Raw genomic sequence first — 19,854 nt, 5'->3', positions numbered from 1 at the left:
AAATACATTCTGGTCAGACCAAGAGTGAAAAGTGTGATGTTAATTGCTTGTTAATGATCTGTGTCAACGGTATATTTCAAACAGATGTTTGATACGAGTGATTAAAATGGCACCGAGAAGTAGTACTAAGGAAAAGATACTGGACGTCGCTGAGGGATTATTTGCGGAACATGGGTTTAACGATACCTCGTTACGAACCATTACCAGCAAGGCGAACGTGAACTTAGCGTCGGTGAATTACCACTTTGGAGACAAAAAAACATTGGTGCGTGCAGTGCTTAATCGTTACCTAGAGGCATTTATGCCTGCAGTCCACGATGCGCTGATCAACCTGAATTTACGTGACGAATACACCGTGGCGGATGTGTTTGAATCGCTGCGCGGCCCGCTGCGAGCACTCAATGATGTTCGTCCGAACGGCACCAGCCGCTTTATGTTGTTGATTGGACGCGGCTATACCGATGTGCAAGGACACCTGCGTTGGTTTATCACCACTCGGTATAACGATGCGTTGTCTCTGTTTATTGAATCGGTGATGAAAGCCAATCCGGATTTGACTCGTGAAACCTTATTCTGGCGACTGCACTTTACGCTCGGAACGTGTGTCTTCACGATGTCTTCGAGTCAGGCTTTGGCACAAATTGCTGAAAACGATTTTGGAAATAAGGTCGATGCAAAAGCGGTCGTTGACCAGATTATTCCATACTTAGCAGCCGGCGTGGCTGCACACTAAAATTAAGACAATAAGTATAAAGACCAGTGAACAAAAGGATCTGAATATGTGCTCTCTACGAAGAAAATGGATTAGTGACCCGGCTTTCAAACTGTTCAAACAGGTACTTCCGCCGCTTTCTGACACTGAAAAGGAAGCGATGGAAGCAGGAAGCGTGTGGTGGGATGGTGAGCTGTTCTCTGGCAAGCCAGACTTTAAAAAGCTACACCACTATCCAAAACCAACTCTGACCGCGGAAGAGCAATCTTTCATCGACAATGAGTTGGATACGCTGCTGTCGATGTTAGATGAACATAAGATCATCAAACACGACCGTGATTTGCCCAAAGAAGTTTGGGACTATCTACGCAAAGAGCGTTTCTTCTCTCTGATCATTGCCAAAGAGTACGGTGGTCGCCAATTTTCTGCGCTGGCGAACTCCACCATCGTGACTCGAATCGCAACGCGCAGTATCAGCGCTGCGGTAACGGTGATGGTACCCAACTCATTGGGCCCGGGTGAGCTGTTGTCTCACTATGGGACTCAGGCGCAAAAAGATTACTGGCTGCCGCGTTTGGCAGACGGCACAGACATTCCATGTTTTGCATTGACAGGCCCCGAAGCGGGTTCTGATGCGGGCGGGATTCCGGACCAAGGCGTGGTGTGTTACGGCATGCACGAAGGCAAGGAAGTGCTGGGTGTGCGCCTGAACTGGAACAAGCGTTACATTACGCTGGCGCCGGTCGCCACGGTGTTGGGTTTAGCGTTCAAAATGAGCGATCCAGACCAACTTCTGGGTGATAAAGTCGACATCGGCATTACCTGTGCGCTGATCCCAGCAGATCACGACGGGGTGGAAATCGGTGAACGTCACGACCCACTGGGGCTGGCATTCATGAACGGTCCAACCCGTGGCCATGAGGTGTTCATCCCCATGGAATGGCTGATTGGCGGCGTGGATTACGCTGGTAAAGGCTGGCGCATGCTGGTGGAGTGTCTATCTGCAGGTCGCGGTATTTCCCTGCCGGCATTGGGTACGGCCATTGGTCACCTGACAGCACGCACCACGGGTGCTTACGGTTATGTGCGTAAACAGTTTGGCATGTCGATCGGTAAATTTGAAGGTGTGGCGGAAGCGATGGGGCGCATCGGTGGCCTGACTTATCTGCTTGAAGCTACGCGCACGCTGACCACAACCTCGCTCGATCTCAAAGAGAAACCGGGGATTGTTACAGCGATCGCCAAGTATCACATGACTGAAATTGCGCGCACCATTTTGGATGATGCGATGGATATTCACTCCGGCCGTGCGATCCAAGATGGCCCGATGAATTACCTTTCAACCCATTACTTGGGTGTGCCGGTGGCCATTACGGTTGAAGGGGCGAATATCCTGACGCGTAACCTGATGATCTTCGGTCAGGGCGCGACGCGTTGCCATCCATACGTATTGAAAGAGATGGAAGCTGCGGCGAACCCGGATGAAAAACAAGCGGCGAAAGCGTTCGATGAACTGCTGTTTAAACACATCGCTCATGCGACCAAAAACACCTTTGGCGCGTTAGGGGCGGCGTTGACGGGCTCTCGCTTTATCAAAACCGACATGAGCGGGCCGACTAAACCTTATTATCAACAGATGACGCGTTTGAGCCGCGCATTGGCAGTGAGTGCGGATTTCGCCATGCTGACGTTGGGCGGTGAACTGAAACGCAAAGAGATGATTTCCGCGCGTTTGGGCGATGGTTTGAGCTACTTGTACATGGCATCGGCAGTCTTGAAACGCTATGAAGATGAAGGGCGCCAGCAAGCGGATTTGAACTTTGTTCATTACTCGATGCAGTACTGTTTGCACCATGCGGCGAAGTCGCTCAACGAAGCGTATCGCAACTACCCGATCAAATCGGTCGGCAAGTTGCTGAAAGGTCTGCTGTTCCCATTGGGCAACCATTTTGACGCACCAAGCGATACGTTGACGGTCAACATTGCGGAAAGCATCATGACGCCGGGTGCACATCGCGATCGTCTGACGCACTTGTGCTACATCGGTAAAGATGAAAATGACAGCGTTGGGTTGATGGAAAAAGCATTCCTTGCGATGTATGGCGTGAAAGGTTTAGAACGCAAACTCAACAAAGGCGTGAAAGAGGGCAAAGTGGCGCGTAAAGGTGTGCTGACTGAGCGCTTGGAACAAGCCAAAGCGGCAGGTGTACTGAACGCTGAAGAAGTAGAGGCGATTTTAGCCGCCGACAAACTGCGTTATAAAGCCATTCAGGTTGACCATTTTAGTCATGATTTCTCCGAAGTTTTGACCAATAAAGAGAGTAAACCTAAGCTCAATAACGTGGCTTAATTGATTCGCTCCCGTTTATCCAAGAAGGCTTCCTGATCGAAGCCTTCTTTTCGTTGGAATCGTTGAAACGTCGTTGGAATCGTTAGAAATGTTGGAAGGTTCGTGTGTTCTTCGTCTCTGTCGTGATTCATCTTGCGATGAAGCTCGTGACGAACACAGGCAGACACCCGAGTGAGAGATGTAGCGCACCCCCTTAAAATGACCTAACTTGCCGCCAATTTAGGTGTTGAGTGCTCCAACCACTTGCAAAATGAAGGCATTTTTACAGAAATAGGATGCGAACCGCGGGCGAACCTTTTATCCTAGCGAAGATTTTTGAAGGAAGTTGAATATGATCATCAAACCTAAAATTCGCGGATTTATCTGTACAACAACGCACCCAGTGGGTTGTGAAGCTAATGTAAAAGAACAAATTGCTTACACCAAAGCACAAGGTCCAATCAAGAACGCGCCTAAGCGTGTGCTTGTTGTCGGCTCTTCTAGTGGATATGGTCTGTCTTCTCGCATCGCGGCAGCGTTTGGCGGCGGCGCAGCGACTATCGGTGTCTTCTTTGAAAAACCAGGCACAGACAAGAAGCCTGGCACAGCTGGTTTCTACAACGCAGCAGCGTTCGACAAACTGGCGCACGAAGAAGGTTTGTACGCGAAAAGCCTCAATGGTGATGCGTTCTCAAACGAAGCCAAACAGAAAGCGATTGAACTGATTAAACAAGATCTGGGTCAGATTGACCTGGTGGTTTACTCACTGGCATCTCCAGTGCGTAAAATGCCGGAAACCGGTGAGCTGATTCGTTCAGCACTGAAACCTATCGGTGAGACTTACACATCTACAGCGGTTGATACCAATAAAGATGTGATCATCGAAGCCAGCGTTGAGCCGGCCACCGAGCAAGAAATCGAAGATACCATCACCGTGATGGGCGGTCAGGACTGGGAACTGTGGATGCAAGCGTTAGAAGACGCTGGTGTTCTTGCTGACGGTTGCAAAACCGTGGCTTACAGCTACATCGGTACTGAACTGACTTGGCCTATCTACTGGGATGGTGCGTTAGGTCGTGCAAAAATGGACCTAGACCGCGCTTCTGCTGCATTGAACGCGAAGCTAGCAGCCAAAGGCGGCTCAGCGAACGTTGCGGTGCTGAAATCCGTGGTGACTCAAGCAAGTTCTGCGATTCCAGTGATGCCGTTGTATATTGCGATGGTATTCAAGAAAATGCGTGAAGAAGGCATTCACGAAGGCTGTATGGAACAGATCTTCCGTCTGTTCAACGAGCGTCTTTACAAGCAAGATGGCAGCGCGCCAGAAACAGACGACAAGAACCGTCTGCGTTTGGATGATTGGGAACTGCGTGAAGACATTCAACAGCACTGCCGTGATCTGTGGCCACAAATCACGACTGAGAACCTGAAAGAGCTGACAGACTACGCGCTGTACAAAGAAGAGTTCTTGAAACTGTTCGGTTTCGGTATCGAAGGTGTGGATTACGAAGCAGACGTGAACCCTGCGGTTGAGTTTGACGTGATCGATATCTAATTCGATTGAGAGACAAAAAAAGGCGCTGATTTCAGCGCCTTTTTTCATACCCTTTATTTTTATCCGTGATGGATGATTGGCTCATCTGCACTCTCGCCAAGCGATAATTCAGCGCAGCGTGAACGGCGCTGCTTGATTAGCTCAGCAGTATCAAAATCGTACCTGCAAGCGTCATCAAAATGTTGGCGATAGCGTATGTACCGGCGTAACCCAATGCAGGGATGGTTGATTTAGCGTATTCGTTTACAATGTCCATCGCGGGCGCGCACGTCCGAGCACCGATGATGGCACCAAACAGCAGGGCACGGTTCATTTTCAGAATGTGTGCGCCAACCAGATACGCAAACACCACGGGCACCACACTGACAATAAACGCCAAGCCAATCACTTGTGGGCCGACTTCGGATAGGTGCTCAAACATCTTGCCACCAGCACTCAGGCCGATGCCGACCATAAAGAACATCAAACCAAGGTCTTTGACCATATTCAATGCGCCTTGCGGCACATACCCGAAAGTCGGGTGGTTGGCACGCAAGAAACCGAGCGTGATGCCAGACAACAGCAGGCCGACGGCGTTGCCGAGGCTAAACGACACCTGACCGAAGGTCATGGTGACCAGACCAAACAGAATGCCCAAAATAAAGAAGCTACAAAACGCCAACAGGTCAGCCATTTGGCTGTGAATTGAGATGAAACCGATTTTCTCGGCCAGTCCTTTCACGCGGCTTTTCTCGCCACTGACTTGCAGCACGTCGCCCTTGGCCAGCACAATGTCGAGATCCATCGGCATTTCAATTTGTGCGCGTACCACGCGGTTGAGGAAACAGCCGTATTCTGACAGATTTAGATCCGACAGGCGCTTGCCCGCGATGCTGTCACTCTTAACGACGATCTCTTCTTCCGAAATCCGCAAATCGAGCAAGTTACGGTCAAACACTTCTTTGCCGTTACGAATGCTTGGGTCTAAACGCGCGTGGCTATCTGGGAAACCCACCAACGCAATTTCATCGCCTTCTTGCAAAATCGCGTCCCCATCAGGATGGGCGAGAATGCCGTTGCGACGAATACGTTCGATGTAACAACCAGTTTGGCGGTAAATGCCTAGTTCGCGTAGGTTTCGTCCGTCCACCCAGTTAATCAGCTCCGGGCCAACACGGTAGGCGCGAATAATGGGGAGATACACTTTGCGTTGACTGCTGCCCCCCAAGCCGCGTTCTTGCGCGATCTGCTGCGCTGAATCCGACAGGTTTTGCTTTTGAATTTTGGGCAGCAGTTTGGCGAACATGATCATGCTGATGAGACCAATCAGATAGGCCATGGCATAACCGACGGAAACATTTTCCAGCACCAGTGATAAGTCCATGTTGCGTGGTACGGACGACAGGCCGGAGTTCAATGCATCCTGTGCACCAACCAACACTGGGGTCGAGGTCAAGGCGCCTGCCATCATACCGGCCGCCAAACCAAAATCGAGATTGAAGTAATGGCTGGATAAGTAGGTCAGCGTGGTCGCCGTCACCAACACCACCAAACTGAGGATCAGATAGTGTTTGCCGTCGCGAAAGAAAATACCGAAGAAGTTGGGTCCCGCTTCGATGCCCACACAATAGATGAACAGCATGAAGCCGATGGTTAAGGCTTCCGCATTAAACGAAAAGCCAAGGTGCCCCATGATGAGAGACGTGATAAGCACGCCAATAGAATTGCCCAACTGCAGGCTGCCAAAACGGATTTTTCCGAAAGCAAGCCCGATAGCCAGCACAACAAAAATCAGCAGGATGGGGTTTTGGTCTAGCAAAAGTACGACGTCGATATTCACAATTTAGCTCGATTCAAGCGCGCAACAATAGAATAGTTAAAGTGTGAGGATTGTATCGTAAATATGCAAAAAGATAAGTGAAATTTTTTGTGGTTTGACATTTCTCTGAAGGAAAACCGCAAATAAAAAACCCGCCAAATATCAGCGGGTTCTAATGTATTCGGGTGCTTACTCGTCAAACAGACCTAGGTGCTCTTTGGCGTACGCTTCAAACTCGGTGCAGCCGCCAATGTGTTGTTGATCGAGGAAGATTTGTGGCACAGTTTCAACCGGTTTGCCAACGGTTTTTTCAAGGTCAGCTTTTGAGATACCTTCTGCGTGAATATCGACATAACGGTAGTTGAAGTCGTCACGTTTTGCTTTCAACGTTTCCGCGTGCTCTTTTGCACGAACACAGTAAGGGCAACCAGGGCGGCCAAAAATCACTACGAACATAACTTTCTCCTTTATTTGAGTTTGTGCCACTATGCCCGATCCCAAGTAGAAAATAAAGTGGCAAGTACCTGTTCGTTCAATAGGTAAAAACTATCGCTCAAATTTACTTCAGTCGCGGTTGAATCGTTAAGCTACCGACCCAGCAGCAAGGTATTGAAAGCGTGATGTTTGCATTCCTTGGCTGTGACGTTCGCCATAATCTCATATTTTTATTGGGGTTATTGGCGGCAAGTTGCACTGCATCAAACATTTTTTTGTGCAATACGCGCAAGCTGTTTCACAGTGTAACGAGTTCGGGTCGGGAGAGATCATGTTTCAGTTCATGACATCAAGTCGAATCATCTTCGGCGAAGGTGCGCTGGACAGTTCGTTATCGGTCATCAGTCAATATGGTTACAGCGTATTGTTGGTGTCAGGGAAGCGAATTGAACGGGCAAGCCATGTGATTGAGTATCTTCAGCAACAACATCTACGCTATCAGCATGTCGCGGTCAGCGGTGAACCCAACATCACCATGGTCGAAGAAGCGGCCATTGGCGGGCGGCGCTTTCAACCGGATGTGGTGGTGGCAATGGGCGGTGGCAGCGTACTCGACATGGGGAAAGCCTTAGCCGCCATCATTCCAAATCAAGGCAACGTGTATGATTACGTTGAAGTCGTTGGACGCAACGTGCCGCTCAAAGCCAAACCACTCCCTTTCATCGCCATTCCAACCACCGCCAGTACGGGCTCCGAAGTCACTCGCAATGCCGTGTTGCGATCCGGGCAAGATCAAGTCAAAGTCAGTTTACGCAGCCCAGAGATGCTGGCCGATGTGGCGATTGTCGATCCGACATTAACGTATGGCACCGATCGTTTAACTTCCGCTCGCGGCGCGATGGATGCGTTTACTCACTTGATGGAAGCCTATGTGTGCGGTGAACCGAACTCGCTCACCGATATGATTTGTGAAGAAGGCGTACGGCGTATCGCGCGTTCAGTCATGGCTGCGTGTGAACGCGATGATCATCAGGCGCGTTCCGATTTGTCGTTTGCGGCCATGTTGGGTGGCATGGCGATCACCAATGCTAAACTTGGCGCCGCGCACGGTTTGGCTTCGGCATTAGGCGGCAAGTTGGATGCGCCGCACAGCGTGATCACGGCAAGGCTCGCGCCATTTGTGATGCGAGAAAACATTCATGCCGCGCAGTTGGTGGGCAGGCCGGATATTTTGTCGCGCTATCAACGTTTATCGCATCTGCTCACTGGGCGTAAAAACGCCAATGTTGAGGATGGGGTGTTGTGGGTTCAAATGATGTTGGATCAGTTGGCGCTCCCCAAGCTTAGTGAGTTTGGTGTGTGCAGTACGTCATTTGATCAGGTAGCGCAGGATGCCCTTAAATCCAATGCCATCAAAGGCAATCCCATTCCTTTGACCTACGAGCGGCTGATTTATATTCTTGAACAGGTCTGTTCGTGTCGTGGCGTCTGCGCTGAGGCAGACAGTGACCATGAAGCGCACGTGAAAGGTCAAGTGCTTGTGGTGCATGATGCGCTGCAGGAAGCGCGTAGTTCACTGAGTGAATGAATCAAGCGTATAGAAAAACGGAGCCGTGTGGCTCCGTTTTTTTAATCAGTGTTAGAAATGCGACAGCTTGTCGTAGCGTGAGTCTTTCAAGACCTCTTTCACGCGTTTGAGGTTCTCTCTGAAACCTGAGCCACGGCGCAGTGTAAAGCCGGTCGCCAGTACATCAATCACCGTCATCTGAACGACGCGGCTTGCCATAGGCATGTACACGTCGGTGTCTTCTGGGGCGTCCAGACAAATCGACAGTGATGCTGCTTTATCCAGCGGGGAGTCTTTGGCGGTAATCGCAATGACGGTCGCACCGTTTTCGCGGGCCAGATTCGCGATTTCGACTTGGCTCTTCGTGCGACCAGTGTGTGAGATCAGCACAATCACATCGTTGTCGGTGCAGTTAATACAGCTCATACGTTGCATCACAATGTCTTCAAAACAAGCAATCGGAATGTTGAAACGAATGAACTTGTTTTGTGCATCGCGCGCGACCGCCGAGGAGGCCCCCAAACCAAAGAACGAAATTCGTTTGGCTTGCGTCAGCAGATCAACCGCACGGTTGACTTGCATCGGGTCTAAGCTGTTTTTCGCTACGTCCAGGCACGCCATGGTCGATTCGAAAATCTTGTGTGTATACGCATCCGGGCCGTCATCTTCTTCGACGTTACGGTTCACATAAGGTGTACCGTTCGCCAAACTTTGGGCCAAGTGCAGTTTAAAATCGGGGAAACCTTTTGTATCCAAGCGACGACAGAAGCGGTTCACCGTTGGCTCGCTGACATCAGCCATCTTGGCAAGAGTCGCAATGCTCGAGTGAATGGCAGTTTGCGGCGACGCCATGATTACTTCGGCAACCTTACGTTCCGACTTGCTAAAGTTTTCTAGGTTCTTTTGAATTTTTTCTAATGTATTCATAGTGTTCACGCGGGCATAGAGAACAACTCGTTGGTAAAGCGATGTAACCATTTCAGGGGAGGGAAATAAATCATTTCCAAAAGGTACATTCACCAACGCCATTAAATGAGTATAAACCTAAGCACCGATATTTCAGAAATGAAACGACGTATCGAATGATGAGAATATGACAAGCCTCAAACTAAATTTCATAAAAACTACAGTTTTAGCCGCAGATTTGTCAGTAAAAGGAATTCTGATGCATCGACTTGATGTGTAAGTTACAGCAAAAAGAAATAAATTTTCAGTTCGCTGTAACTTTTTCCGGGCGGTTTATGCCAGTATTTGTTGTGCTAAATGTTCAATTCTGCCCATCAAATTCGGGGCTAACGTGGCAATTTGGCGTTGCTCGTCCAGCACCGATTGAAGGATATCATGGGTTGTTAGCGGGTTCGCCAGAACGACGCGAAAAACGAGGGTATCCAATTTGTTCCAAACCATCGGGTTGAGCCGTGTCCGTGAAACAAACGATTTACCGGTTTCCCGTTGTTTCTTCTGAATAAACTTGGTCAGTTCATTCAATAATTCATTGAGTAGTGCTTGCTCGTCGGCGTTGGCTTGTTGCAGCGCTTGGCGAGCATTTTGCGGCAAATAACGGTACGTGAGCAGGCATAACTCCGGTTGAGAGACCAACTCGAAGTCATCTTGCGCTTCTATCAGATCGGCAAAGTAACGCGCTTTGGCAATGCTTTGGTCGATGAGCAGTTCGTAACCGGCGCGACTGATGATGTGCATGCTGGCATAGACTAACATGGCCATGCCGGAGCGGGAGCCTTCTAACGTATGGCTACCTAGATCTTTTGAGCCTTTGCGTAAAATGTACTGCGCATGGTGCTCAATCGAATTCATGGCACTTGGGTCTTTAAACAGCACCATGCCTGCGCCCATTGGAATGTAGAGCTGTTTGTGGGCATCAATGGTGACTGAATCGGCAAGCTCGACGCCATCTAACACATGGCGATGGTGATTCGACATCAAGGTTGCACCGCCCCAAGCGGCATCGACATGGAAATGGCAGCCTTCTTGATGTGAGATTTCCGCCATTACCCGCAGCGGGTCAACGTTGCCTGTTTCCGTGGTGCCTGCCACACCAACGACTGCAAATGGTTTGATGTTGTTGGCTTTGAGTTCGGTAATTTTGCGTTGAAGATCATCTGGACAGATGCGGTTGTTCTCATCGGTTTTGACCGAAACCAAGCCTTCTTGACCAATGCCCAGAACATCAGCGGCTTTCTTCAGCGAGTAGTGGCCGCGCTCGGAAACCAGAATCGCCAAACCGTCATAACCGTAGTGGCGCATGGCTTTGAACAGACCTTCTTTCTCCACGCCGTGGAAATCACCATCGGCTTTCAATGCGTTGTTACGGGCAACCCATAAGGCCGTGATGTTGGCAATGGTTCCGCCAGAGCAGAATGCACCCAATGAGTGCTCTGCGCTGTGCATCCATTGCTGATAGAAAGCATCATCCTGCCCGTAGATCAAGCGGTGCAGCATTCCCAATACTTGACGTTCTAGCGGTGTAAATGCTTTTGACGTTTCGATTTTGACCAAGTTTTGATTCAGGGCGATCATGATTTTTGACAGCGGCATCAAAAAGTAGGGCAGCGCTGAGGTCATGTGGCCGATAAAACTGGGGGATGCGGTATGCACTGATTGGGCGACTAAGGTGTCGAGCAGATGTTGCGTATGGTCAGAAACAAATTCCGGCTCATCAGGAATGCGGGCATCGGAGAAATCTTTTTCGATCTCTTTCAATGGCTTCTCTTCTGCCACGATGTGTTCGCGCAGAAACTTATTCAGGTTGCGAGAGAGCTCTTCTTCGATTCGGGTCAGTGTTGAGTCTGGCCCTTCGGGTACGGTGAATATACGAAGCAGAGTGTCAAAGTTCGCATCCGCGGTTTTGTGTTCAGATACCATACAGCGTCGTTATCGGTTTAATCTAACATTTCAGGCGAGACAATCTAAACGAAAACGGGACCAAAGTCCCGCCTTAATTCGGACTGCTACCCAGTGGAAAGGGCGGTGCTTGATGCGCTAAACGCGCAAGAGCAGCGCTTAGCGACACACGATTTTTTCGGTTTTCGCAATCGCTTCGTTGTACTTGTTCAGCGCGCCTTCAATCTGTTTTGGGTGGCTCAGCAATTCAGCAAACGCTGAGCGCAACTCATAGTTTTTTTCATGCGGTTTGGCTTGACGATCATCGAAGGTGGTTTTGGCGATTTTCCCGAGTTCATCGCTGCGCGATGCAAGTACTTTAATGTCGTGCTGTTCGAGTTTTAACCAGGCTTCCACGGGTTGTGCGGTCGCCACTTTAGAAGCATCGTGCTCAAGGTAGTAGTGCACTGCCGCACGGCTCAGTTCGAAGTGGTGCTGGCGACCTTCAAGGAACCATTGGCTGACACTCGCAAGCTCGGGATATTTCTCGGTGGTCATCTCGGCAAGGTCTTGGTACCACGCCAAAGAAGCATCAATGTAGGCATCGTATTTTTTCGCAAAACATTGATTGTCGGCGGCTGCTGCGGTCATCGAGGTGGCCGATAAGAGCATGGTGACAATAAAGCGTTTCATAATCGTTCCTTTTGCGATTTTTATCGTAACCCCTTGGTTGGGGTTTTTATAGACTTCCAGTTGGGCTTGATTTGATGCATGCAACCAATCGGTTACATGCCAAGTACGCTATTTTAAAGGATGTGTAACATGATTCCTGAGATCTAGCCTGCAAGAGACACAAAGAATAACATCAAAACAGGGACTAACAGGCTGAGAATAAACCCACTGACGATCGCCACGGGCACACAACGCACACCGCCGGTGGTTTGAATGACGGGCAGCGTGAAGTCCATCGCTGTGGCGCCCGCGTAGCCAATCGAGGTGCAGGGTTTGCGACTGATGAACATCGGGATCAGCACCAGTGAGATCAGCTCGCGCAGCAGCTCAATCATAAATGACGCCCCACCGTAAACTGGCCCAAAGGCATCGCCCATCAGAATCCCCGCCAATGAATACCAACCGAAGCCGGACGCCATCGCCAGCCCTTTGTATACCGGAATGTCGAGCACCAATGCGGCAATCGCGCCCCCAATCCAACTGGTGACCATCACCACTGCGGCGATGATCATGCCATGTTTATTCAGCAGGATTTGACCTAACGTCAGGCCGCTGTTGCGCAGTTGAATACCGATAAAAAACAGCAATAAGAAAAGAATCCACTCGCTGGCGGTATCGACCCAAGAGAGGTCTAAATTGAACAGCACGCCCACGAGCAAACCACCCCCGACGACCAGAATCAGTTTGACTGACTCCAATGCCATACTCGACAGCGGCAATTTGGTGTGGCTGGTGTCCGTTTCCAACGGGAGAAAGCGGTCAACCAGCGGCAAGGCAAGCAGGTTACAGGCACCAAGCAGTGCAAAGAACACGCCCACATATTTGAGGATTAGTTGTAGGTTGTCGCCCAAGTTATCCAATGCGGCAAGGCTCAAGCCCATTAAAAATAGAATGACATAAACCAGAGAGGCGGTGGCTCGGTTGAGTTGGGCAAGCCACGCTTTATTTTGAATCGCAAACAGATACCCCACCACCAGTGGGGCAAAGATAAACATCATCCCTGATAACATACATTCCTCGAAAAGTGATTTAGAAACCGCTCGCGTTGATCACCGCGCTGAGTTGGGTTTTGAATTCCACATCACTGAGATTGCTAAGATCGTAAAGCACTTCGGCGCCCGTCGCGTTGATTTCGACCTCGTGCTCTTCTATCGCATCGTCTTGTTTTCTATACATAAGTAAGTGATGTGCAATTCGTGCCACATCAAGGTAGCTGACTTCCTGACAATGTTCTACTAATTCTTCATTGCAAGCGACTTCAAGGAAATCTTGATCGAAGCCCCAATGTTTCAACACCAGTTGACTGGTACTGGAACAATTGGATTGGAAAATTTGCAGCGCAATGTCTTGATCGAGGTAGTTACCGTTTTCGAGGTAAAGGTAGTATTCGTTGACCAAACAGAACAATCCGATGTCAGCCAACAGGCCAACCAGCAGGGCTTTGTCTTGTTCAAGGTGCAGGTAGTTGTCCGGCTCAAGCTTTTTGAACGACTGAGCGACAAGCACCATTGTGGCCCCCAGCTCGCGAGACACCGAAGCACTGTTGATCAGTATCTTGTTGCATTCTTTGCTGAGGTTGATGGAGTTTTTGAGCTGCTCGATCGCTTGAGCGGTGACGATGTCACGCACGCGCACGATGCCCAAACGAGACACTGCGGTCATCAAATCGGTACAGGTAATGTTGCGGCGATTGAAGACCACGGAGTTCGCCACACGAATAACGATCGCGGCGAGGCCGGGATCGTCGGTGAGGCAGTCGGCAATGTCGGAAACACCCGTCGATTCGAGTGTGCACAAACGTTGAATTTTGAGCACGACGTCAGGAATCGGCGGCAGAGAGATTTTGCCGGTGCTGATGGAAGTTTTAACCAACTGAGCAAACTCACTCTCTAGCCCTTCAATGAGTTTGTGTCGGTTTTCTGGAAGCCAAAAGAAAGATAAATGATTCATTTTTTATTATTGATAGTTTTCGTTCCGTGTCATTCTACCGATCGCTAATAAATAGAAGCAACCACAAACCTGCAGAAAGCGTCAATTTCTTTACATTTCGATGATCTGTGAGACATTTTGCGTACCTGTTCGTTTATTTAAGCGCATGGAAATGATGGCCTTGTGACGCTGCTCTCATTATTGGTAAATAATCAATGTGTTGATGTGAATTAAGCCCAGACTTATTTCGTTTCGTTAACTATGATGTATAAAACTTATAAGTAAGCATTCTGTATACAAATAAAGCTTACTATTTAACCTATTCATTTTATTCGCTAAAAATTTGCTGCTATCTGGTGATCTTTCTTAATCGGGGACGTGATTAAAGGATCAATGGATATGTGTGAGCATAGATTTTTCGATTATGCAATTAAGTTTGGTGCCTACCAAAAACGCTCTATGTTTGGTGGTATTGGTTTGTTTCAACAAGAGGCGATGTATGCCTTGCTAACCGATGACTGCATCTTTATTCGAGGTGGTGAAGACCTCGATAAAATTTTGACGGATCTGGGGTGTGAGAAATATCGCCATGTGAAGAAGCAAACAACCGCAACGGTTAACTATTACGATATTACACAGCTATTTGAACAAAATTATTCGGATTTAGATTCAATTATCGAACGCGCTATCTTGTATTCGATTGAACAACGGTACTTTCAGAAATCGCATGCGAATCGCCGGCTGAGGGATTTGCCTAATATGCAGTTAACGCTGGAACGTATGGTGAAGAAGGCGGGCGTTGAAGACGTGGACACCTTCATGCGTTTGGGTGCGCCGGAAGTGTTCAATAAAGTTCGTCGCATTTACGGTAGTGATTTGGATGTGAAATTGCTGTGGAAATTCGCGGGTGCGATTGAAGGAATCCATTGGAAACTGCTGCAAGAGCCGCGCAAGCGTCAATTGTTAGAAAGCTGTCACGCGCGTTAAGGACAGCGGACGCAGTGGGGGGAGATGGACACTGTTGTTGGGAAAGGCAATAAAAAACCGAGGCTTTGGCCTCGGTTTTTTTGTGCAAGTCGCAGCCTCGATGAACGATCGCGGCTGCGGGATGTGAACACTTAGTATTTAAAGCGAGCCGTGAACATCAGTTGGTCATCATAAGTGTCGTTGATGCGCGCTTCTGCACCCAAAGAGAACAGCTCTGTTGAGTGGAAACGGGCGTACACAGAACCAATCCAGTGATCATCGTTGTCAATGGAAACGTAACCGCCTTTACCACCGACTTCCAATTGAGGCCCCAACCATTGGCGCACGCCAAGGTTCAATTCCATCCCGGTGTCTGCGCTGCCATTGTTCTTTTTGTCTTGCAGACGGAACAGCATCTCGCCGGTAAAGTCTGCCCAGTTATTGACTGGCGCGTGGAACCCAAAGCCAGTCGCGACGTCATAGTCGCTCTCAAATTCAGAGTCGACACGTGCAATCACGTGCGCGTTCGGGTGAATAGATTTACTGACAGCAGCACCGTAGGTGACAGGGCTTACGCCGATGCGAGCTTCAATGTAGTCGTAGTTGAAGTTGCTCATTACGGAAGGGCTGTTACGGTCAACTGCAGCCATTGATTGCGCTGAAGCAAGAAGAAGTGCTGTTGCAATGATTGTTTTACGCATAGTCACGATAAACCTATATCTTTATGATTAATTCCATGGTCGAAAGCGGAATATCCGCTAAGACGTAAAGCCTTGAAAGATAACCAGGCTTCAAAAGTGTCGACATCATAATTCATCGGTGCAGTCAGGCTCCACCAAAAAATGTCATTGTTTTGTCGTCTAAGGTGATATTAAGCAATTTAGGTGCCAAATAGATGAAGCCTTTGTGATTTTTTGAGTGTCCATTATTCACCGAAACTCATGCGTTTTGCCGCAATGGCATTGAGTATTTTCTCGGCGTCGAGCACTTGAATCCAAGGCATCAGGTTGTCGTCGTTATCGATAACATACTGGGTCAATTGATCTTTCACCGTTTCACGCAATGCGTCGCCACGCCACGGTTTGGCCACATAAAAGTGCAAACTGGCGTGATTGATGGCTTGTACCGTATCTTCAAGGCCCGCTTGTCCGGTCAGCAGGACTTTACGTGTCTTGGCGGTCTCTTCATCGTCATTGAGTTCGATCAAAAAGCTGATTCCCGTTTGCTCTGGCATGATGTGGTCACACAAAATCAGCGCCAGTGAAATGCCTTGTTGGCGATAGTCATCAATCACCTCTTTGGCTTCGGCCACCGATTCGGCGGCTTCGATCACGAAATGTTCTTCAAAGCAATCCAAGTCTTGAACCACGCTATCAAGCACTTCTCTTTCATCATCGACACATAAAATCATGTATTTATTCATGCTTGTCTCCTAATCGATTGAGCGAGGTGAGAGCGGCAACCAAACGCTCATGGTGGTGTATTGATGCGGTTGACTGTCGACGGCTATCCAACCTTGGTGCTGCAACACAATTTGTTGGCAGACGGAAAGGCCAATCCCTAATCCGAAATTGCCTTCACGTTTGGTGGTGTAGTTGAGTGCAAAAATCTGCGCTTTGAGCTCATCAGGAATCCCACAACCGTTATCGGTGAAGCTTATGACAGCATAGGTTTGATTATTTTTCTCCTCTATTCGTGTTCGAATGTGAAGTACGCCGCGTTCGGGGAAGGCATCAATGGCGTTCGAAATTAAATTGGTCCACACCTGCTGTAGCGCAATCGGCAAACAATCAATCGGTGGAATGCTGGCGTATTCCTTTTCTACTCGGTGCAGTTTGAGACGGTTTTCGAAGATCACCAAGGTGTCTTCAATCCCTTCGTGAATATCGACACGATGGAAAGTTTCGTCATCGGGGCGCGCATAACCTTTGAGGCTTTTGACCATATCGGCAATGCGTTGCGCGCAGACATGAATCGAGCGCAAGTTGCTGCCCGCCAGATGATACGATTCCAATGTCTCGATTTGGGCCAGCACGTGTTCGGGATTGCGCCGTGCCAGTGCGATCAATTCAGTGTCTTGTTCTAACCCGAGTTTGACCATTTTTTTGGCCACCAATCGATGCTGCGTTTGCTGTTCCAACTGCTTGGCGCGAGCGCGCTCTTCCGATGTCGACATCGGTTTGGCCAGCAGTGCGCTGCGCAGCAATTGGGCGCCTTGCGTGGCCTGTGCTGGGGCTGGCGCATTGCAACTGTCAACAATGGTTTCGATGTTTCGGCTGAGTGTTTCCGTTCCGCGTAAAATGGCGGCGACTGGGTTATTGAGTTCGTGAGCGACCCCGGCCACCAATTGACCCAACATGGCCATTTTTTCACGCTCAATCAGCTGTTGATGGGCGGATTCTAAGGATTCGAGCGTCTTTTGCAGTTTGATTTTTGTGTTGATGCTGCGCTGTAAACGACGGTTGAAATGGCGCAGTAACAAGTTGGTAAACAGCGGCAACAAGCTACTGTCGGAATGCATCACTTTGGCAAACACATCGCGATCGAGTTTAATCACTTCCGTTTTGGTTAAGGTGATGGCGGTGGAGAAGGAGGGTTCTCCGGTCACAAACGACATCCCACCGACGATATTGCCTTTCTTATGGCGTACCACTTCGCGTTGCTGTCCCAAATCATCTTTTTTATACAGCGCCACTTCGCCTTCCGTGATAAACCACAAAAAGCGATTTTCTTCGCCTTCTTTGGTGAGCAGGTGTTCGGCTGAATAGGTGCGGCAAGCTCGGGTTTCATCCTCTTTTTCGAAAAACAGGTACAGCGCGCCGATGACTTGTTCGGCCAATTCCGTGTCTGACAGGCGGTGGTAATCGGTGATAAAGCCATCGCGAAAAGAGCGCATTTTATTGTCGATGTGGGCGCGTAAAATACGCTGTTGATCGAGTTGCGTGCTGTAGCTGAGGATATTGTCTTTATCGTGTTCGAGGATGAAGGTCGTCAATTCCTGTTGCGCGGTTTTGCGCAGCACGTGATCTTGCAGCGGTTTGGTCAGGCAGTAGTCCAATCGCCCTTCGTTCACCGCATTGAGAATGGCTTGAATGTCTTGGCCGCAACTGACCAGCACTTTACGCGCGTTGCGCGTATGAGGCAGCTTATCGAGATGAATGAGGAAATCCGCGCCGTTCAATGCTTCGTGATGGCTGGCAATCACCAGCGCGACGGTTTGATTTTGCTGTTCGAGGTATTCCAGTGTTTGCTGTGCATCGTCAACGGAGTCGGCCGTATGCAGATCGAACTTGGTGGCAAACGGGCTTAATTCGTGGCGCCACTGTTCCACACTGATGGGATTATTGTCTAAACAGAGCAGGGCATATCGGTTCACGTCAGTCTCGTTGTCGGTTACGGATCGGCAGCATTACTGTAACAAGCTTCGCTTGGCGGATTTGAGAGCTAGGTTTGAAGACACCAAACTTTGACAATGCAGGCGTCAATACTCTGATTTAACTCATACTTTCCTCATTAATCTCGGACAATCATCGTTTAGACTCTCGTCTCTTGAGCTCAGTTGAATAACTACGGTAGACTGAGCCAAACAATCAGGAAATCCTTTTATTATGCAAACTATTAAACGAATTGGTGCAGTGGGTGGGGCTATTGCGTTGGCGCTGTGTTGGCCGTTGGCCGTTGGACAAATCGGCCAGAGCGTGATCACCGACGGCGTGGCGCACGTCAGCAACGATAAAGTGACGGCTGAGTTAGTCAGTTACGATCGCGGCTATTTGTCCTCAAAGGTACAAACCCGTTACACGGTCGTGGATCCAAAAATGAAGCAACAGATGGAAGCGGAAGGTTTTCCGACTGAAATCGTCATGGATAGCGATGTGCACCACGGGTTGCTGAGCTTGACGTCTGTCTCCACGTTCCCGCAGTTCCCCGATTTCCCGATGGTGATCAACAGCACCACGCGTCTGAACGGCAATACCGAGTACACAGCGACAACCGAAGCGTGGCATTACGTCAACCAAGGCGAAACGCCGTTTACGTTGTCGGTCACGCCGATGACGTTGAGCGGCACGGCTACGACACTGGGTGAAATCACTTATTCGGCCTCTATTCCATCGATCGACATGGACTTCTCGACGGGTGAAAAGGTGCAGATGAGCAATTTTGCTGGTGAAGGCCATGGCAAACAAGTCAATGGATTTTGGATTGGTCAGCAAAAACTGACGCTCGAAAAATTGGACACACGTGACACGCAAGGGGCATCGCCGCTTTCTGCGGACAACGTGAGTTACGATTTTACCTCAACTTTGGATGAGCTCGAGCAGCGTTTCAGTAGCCAACATCGGGTGATGGCTGGCCAGCTCGTCAACGACAGCGGTACGGTCAACAACCTGCAAATTGATTTCACTTTGGGGGATGTCGACAGTTTGTCGTTTGAAAAACTGTCCAATATCTATCAAAACCATCCAGACATGTCACAGCAAGCCATTTCAGAAGCACTGCCGTACGTCGACACACTGTTCGCCAAAGGGTTTAAGCTCAGCATGAACAAGATGGCGCTCAATGTGGGGGACGGTGAGTTTGACTCGAACTGGGCGCTTGCGATCCCTGAGGGGACTCATGACGTGCTGCAAGACCCAAGCGTGATTTTGTCGGCGCTGACGGGTCATTTGAACACGTTTGTGTCGTCCCAATTGGCGGCCGATTACCCGTTTGTGCAACAAGGCGTGGACGAGCTGGTGATGATGGATATGGCGACACAGGATGAAAAGGGCTATCACCTCAAAGCGGATGTGAAGGATGGCAATCTCGTGTTTGCCAACGGTCAGCAGATCCCCTTGGTGGCGCTGTTGATGCCGTTAATGATGCAACAAGGTTATTAATCTGCTCAATTGATCAGTTATTCAAGAAAAGAGGTCTTCAGACCTCTTTTCTCACTTTTTATCCCGTCAAAAAAGTGGTATTAATCACACTAATTTACGATAGCAGGAGC

At 49.3% G+C, this 19,854-nt stretch carries 16 protein-coding genes; 6 read left to right on the top strand and 10 right to left on the bottom strand.

Features of this window, described 5'->3' with window-relative positions:
* The first annotated feature begins 106 nt into the window (after window positions 1-106).
* From psrA to fabV, 3 genes are all read left to right on the top strand, one after another.
* The gene (gene psrA, locus VFA_RS08845) at window positions 107-733 is read left to right on the top strand and encodes a TetR family transcriptional repressor PsrA (RefSeq protein WP_038151293.1); all 627 of its coding nucleotides are present in this window, start codon (window positions 107-109) and stop codon (window positions 731-733) included.
* A 46-nt stretch (window positions 734-779) separates the two neighbouring features.
* Window positions 780-3,062, top strand: a complete 2,283-nt coding sequence (locus VFA_RS08840; RefSeq protein ID WP_038151291.1) for an acyl-CoA dehydrogenase — start codon at window positions 780-782, stop codon at window positions 3,060-3,062.
* Window positions 3,063-3,393: 331 nt separating this feature from the next.
* The gene (gene fabV, locus VFA_RS08835) at window positions 3,394-4,596 is read left to right on the top strand and encodes an enoyl-ACP reductase FabV (RefSeq protein WP_004726372.1); all 1,203 of its coding nucleotides are present in this window, start codon (window positions 3,394-3,396) and stop codon (window positions 4,594-4,596) included.
* A gap of 136 nt (window positions 4,597-4,732) precedes the next feature.
* Here fabV and VFA_RS08830 read toward each other — a convergent pair whose 3' ends face one another.
* Both VFA_RS08830 and VFA_RS08825 read right to left on the bottom strand, forming a co-directional pair.
* Window positions 4,733-6,415 carry an aspartate:alanine antiporter gene (locus VFA_RS08830; RefSeq protein ID WP_004726371.1) on the bottom strand — a complete coding sequence of 561 codons (1,683 nt, stop codon included), beginning with the start codon at window positions 6,413-6,415 and terminating at the stop codon, window positions 4,733-4,735.
* A gap of 168 nt (window positions 6,416-6,583) precedes the next feature.
* Window positions 6,584-6,850, bottom strand: coding sequence for a GrxA family glutaredoxin (locus tag VFA_RS08825; RefSeq protein WP_004726370.1), 267 nt, complete (start codon window positions 6,848-6,850; stop codon window positions 6,584-6,586).
* A gap of 310 nt (window positions 6,851-7,160) precedes the next feature.
* Between VFA_RS08825 and VFA_RS08820 the strand changes: the two genes are divergently transcribed.
* On the top strand, window positions 7,161-8,417 hold the full coding sequence (locus tag VFA_RS08820; RefSeq protein WP_004726369.1) for an iron-containing alcohol dehydrogenase: 1,257 nt from the start codon (window positions 7,161-7,163) through the stop codon (window positions 8,415-8,417).
* 51 nt (window positions 8,418-8,468) lie between these two features.
* Here VFA_RS08820 and VFA_RS08815 read toward each other — a convergent pair whose 3' ends face one another.
* The 5 genes from VFA_RS08815 to VFA_RS08795 form a co-directional block, all read right to left on the bottom strand.
* The gene (locus VFA_RS08815) at window positions 8,469-9,323 is read right to left on the bottom strand and encodes a MurR/RpiR family transcriptional regulator (protein WP_004726368.1); all 855 of its coding nucleotides are present in this window, start codon (window positions 9,321-9,323) and stop codon (window positions 8,469-8,471) included.
* Window positions 9,324-9,635: 312 nt separating this feature from the next.
* The gene (gene panP, locus VFA_RS08810) at window positions 9,636-11,279 is read right to left on the bottom strand and encodes a pyridoxal-dependent aspartate 1-decarboxylase PanP (protein ID WP_004726367.1); all 1,644 of its coding nucleotides are present in this window, start codon (window positions 11,277-11,279) and stop codon (window positions 9,636-9,638) included.
* Window positions 11,280-11,417: 138 nt separating this feature from the next.
* Window positions 11,418-11,930, bottom strand: a complete 513-nt coding sequence (locus tag VFA_RS08805) for a hypothetical protein (protein ID WP_004726366.1) — start codon at window positions 11,928-11,930, stop codon at window positions 11,418-11,420.
* A gap of 143 nt (window positions 11,931-12,073) precedes the next feature.
* On the bottom strand, window positions 12,074-12,979 hold the full coding sequence (locus VFA_RS08800) for a LysO family transporter (protein WP_004726365.1): 906 nt from the start codon (window positions 12,977-12,979) through the stop codon (window positions 12,074-12,076).
* 19 nt (window positions 12,980-12,998) lie between these two features.
* Entirely contained in the window at window positions 12,999-13,919 is a 921-nt protein-coding gene (locus tag VFA_RS08795; protein ID WP_004726364.1) for an HDOD domain-containing protein, read from the bottom strand.
* Between the two features lie 372 nt (window positions 13,920-14,291).
* Between VFA_RS08795 and VFA_RS08790 the strand changes: the two genes are divergently transcribed.
* Window positions 14,292-14,885, top strand: coding sequence for a TfoX/Sxy family DNA transformation protein (locus tag VFA_RS08790; protein WP_038151289.1), 594 nt, complete (start codon window positions 14,292-14,294; stop codon window positions 14,883-14,885).
* A 131-nt stretch (window positions 14,886-15,016) separates the two neighbouring features.
* Here VFA_RS08790 and VFA_RS08785 read toward each other — a convergent pair whose 3' ends face one another.
* From VFA_RS08785 to VFA_RS08775, 3 genes are all read right to left on the bottom strand, one after another.
* Window positions 15,017-15,565, bottom strand: a complete 549-nt coding sequence (locus VFA_RS08785; protein ID WP_004726362.1) for a hypothetical protein — start codon at window positions 15,563-15,565, stop codon at window positions 15,017-15,019.
* 224 nt (window positions 15,566-15,789) lie between these two features.
* Window positions 15,790-16,287, bottom strand: coding sequence for a response regulator (locus tag VFA_RS08780; protein ID WP_004726361.1), 498 nt, complete (start codon window positions 16,285-16,287; stop codon window positions 15,790-15,792).
* Window positions 16,288-16,296: 9 nt separating this feature from the next.
* Complete coding sequence (locus VFA_RS08775) at window positions 16,297-18,240, bottom strand: ATP-binding protein (RefSeq protein WP_004726360.1); 1,944 nt, start codon at window positions 18,238-18,240, stop codon at window positions 16,297-16,299.
* A gap of 232 nt (window positions 18,241-18,472) precedes the next feature.
* Here VFA_RS08775 and VFA_RS08770 point away from each other — a divergent pair, with 232 nt between their 5' ends.
* Window positions 18,473-19,744, top strand: a complete 1,272-nt coding sequence (locus VFA_RS08770; RefSeq protein WP_004726359.1) for a DUF945 family protein — start codon at window positions 18,473-18,475, stop codon at window positions 19,742-19,744.
* The last annotated feature ends 110 nt before the right edge of the window (window positions 19,745-19,854 follow it).

Source organism: Vibrio furnissii CIP 102972, assembly GCF_000176175.1.
Classification (GTDB): domain Bacteria; phylum Pseudomonadota; class Gammaproteobacteria; order Enterobacterales; family Vibrionaceae; genus Vibrio; species Vibrio furnissii.
Note: the sequence above shows the minus strand (reverse complement) of the source record. Positions and strands in the feature narration are given on the sequence as shown.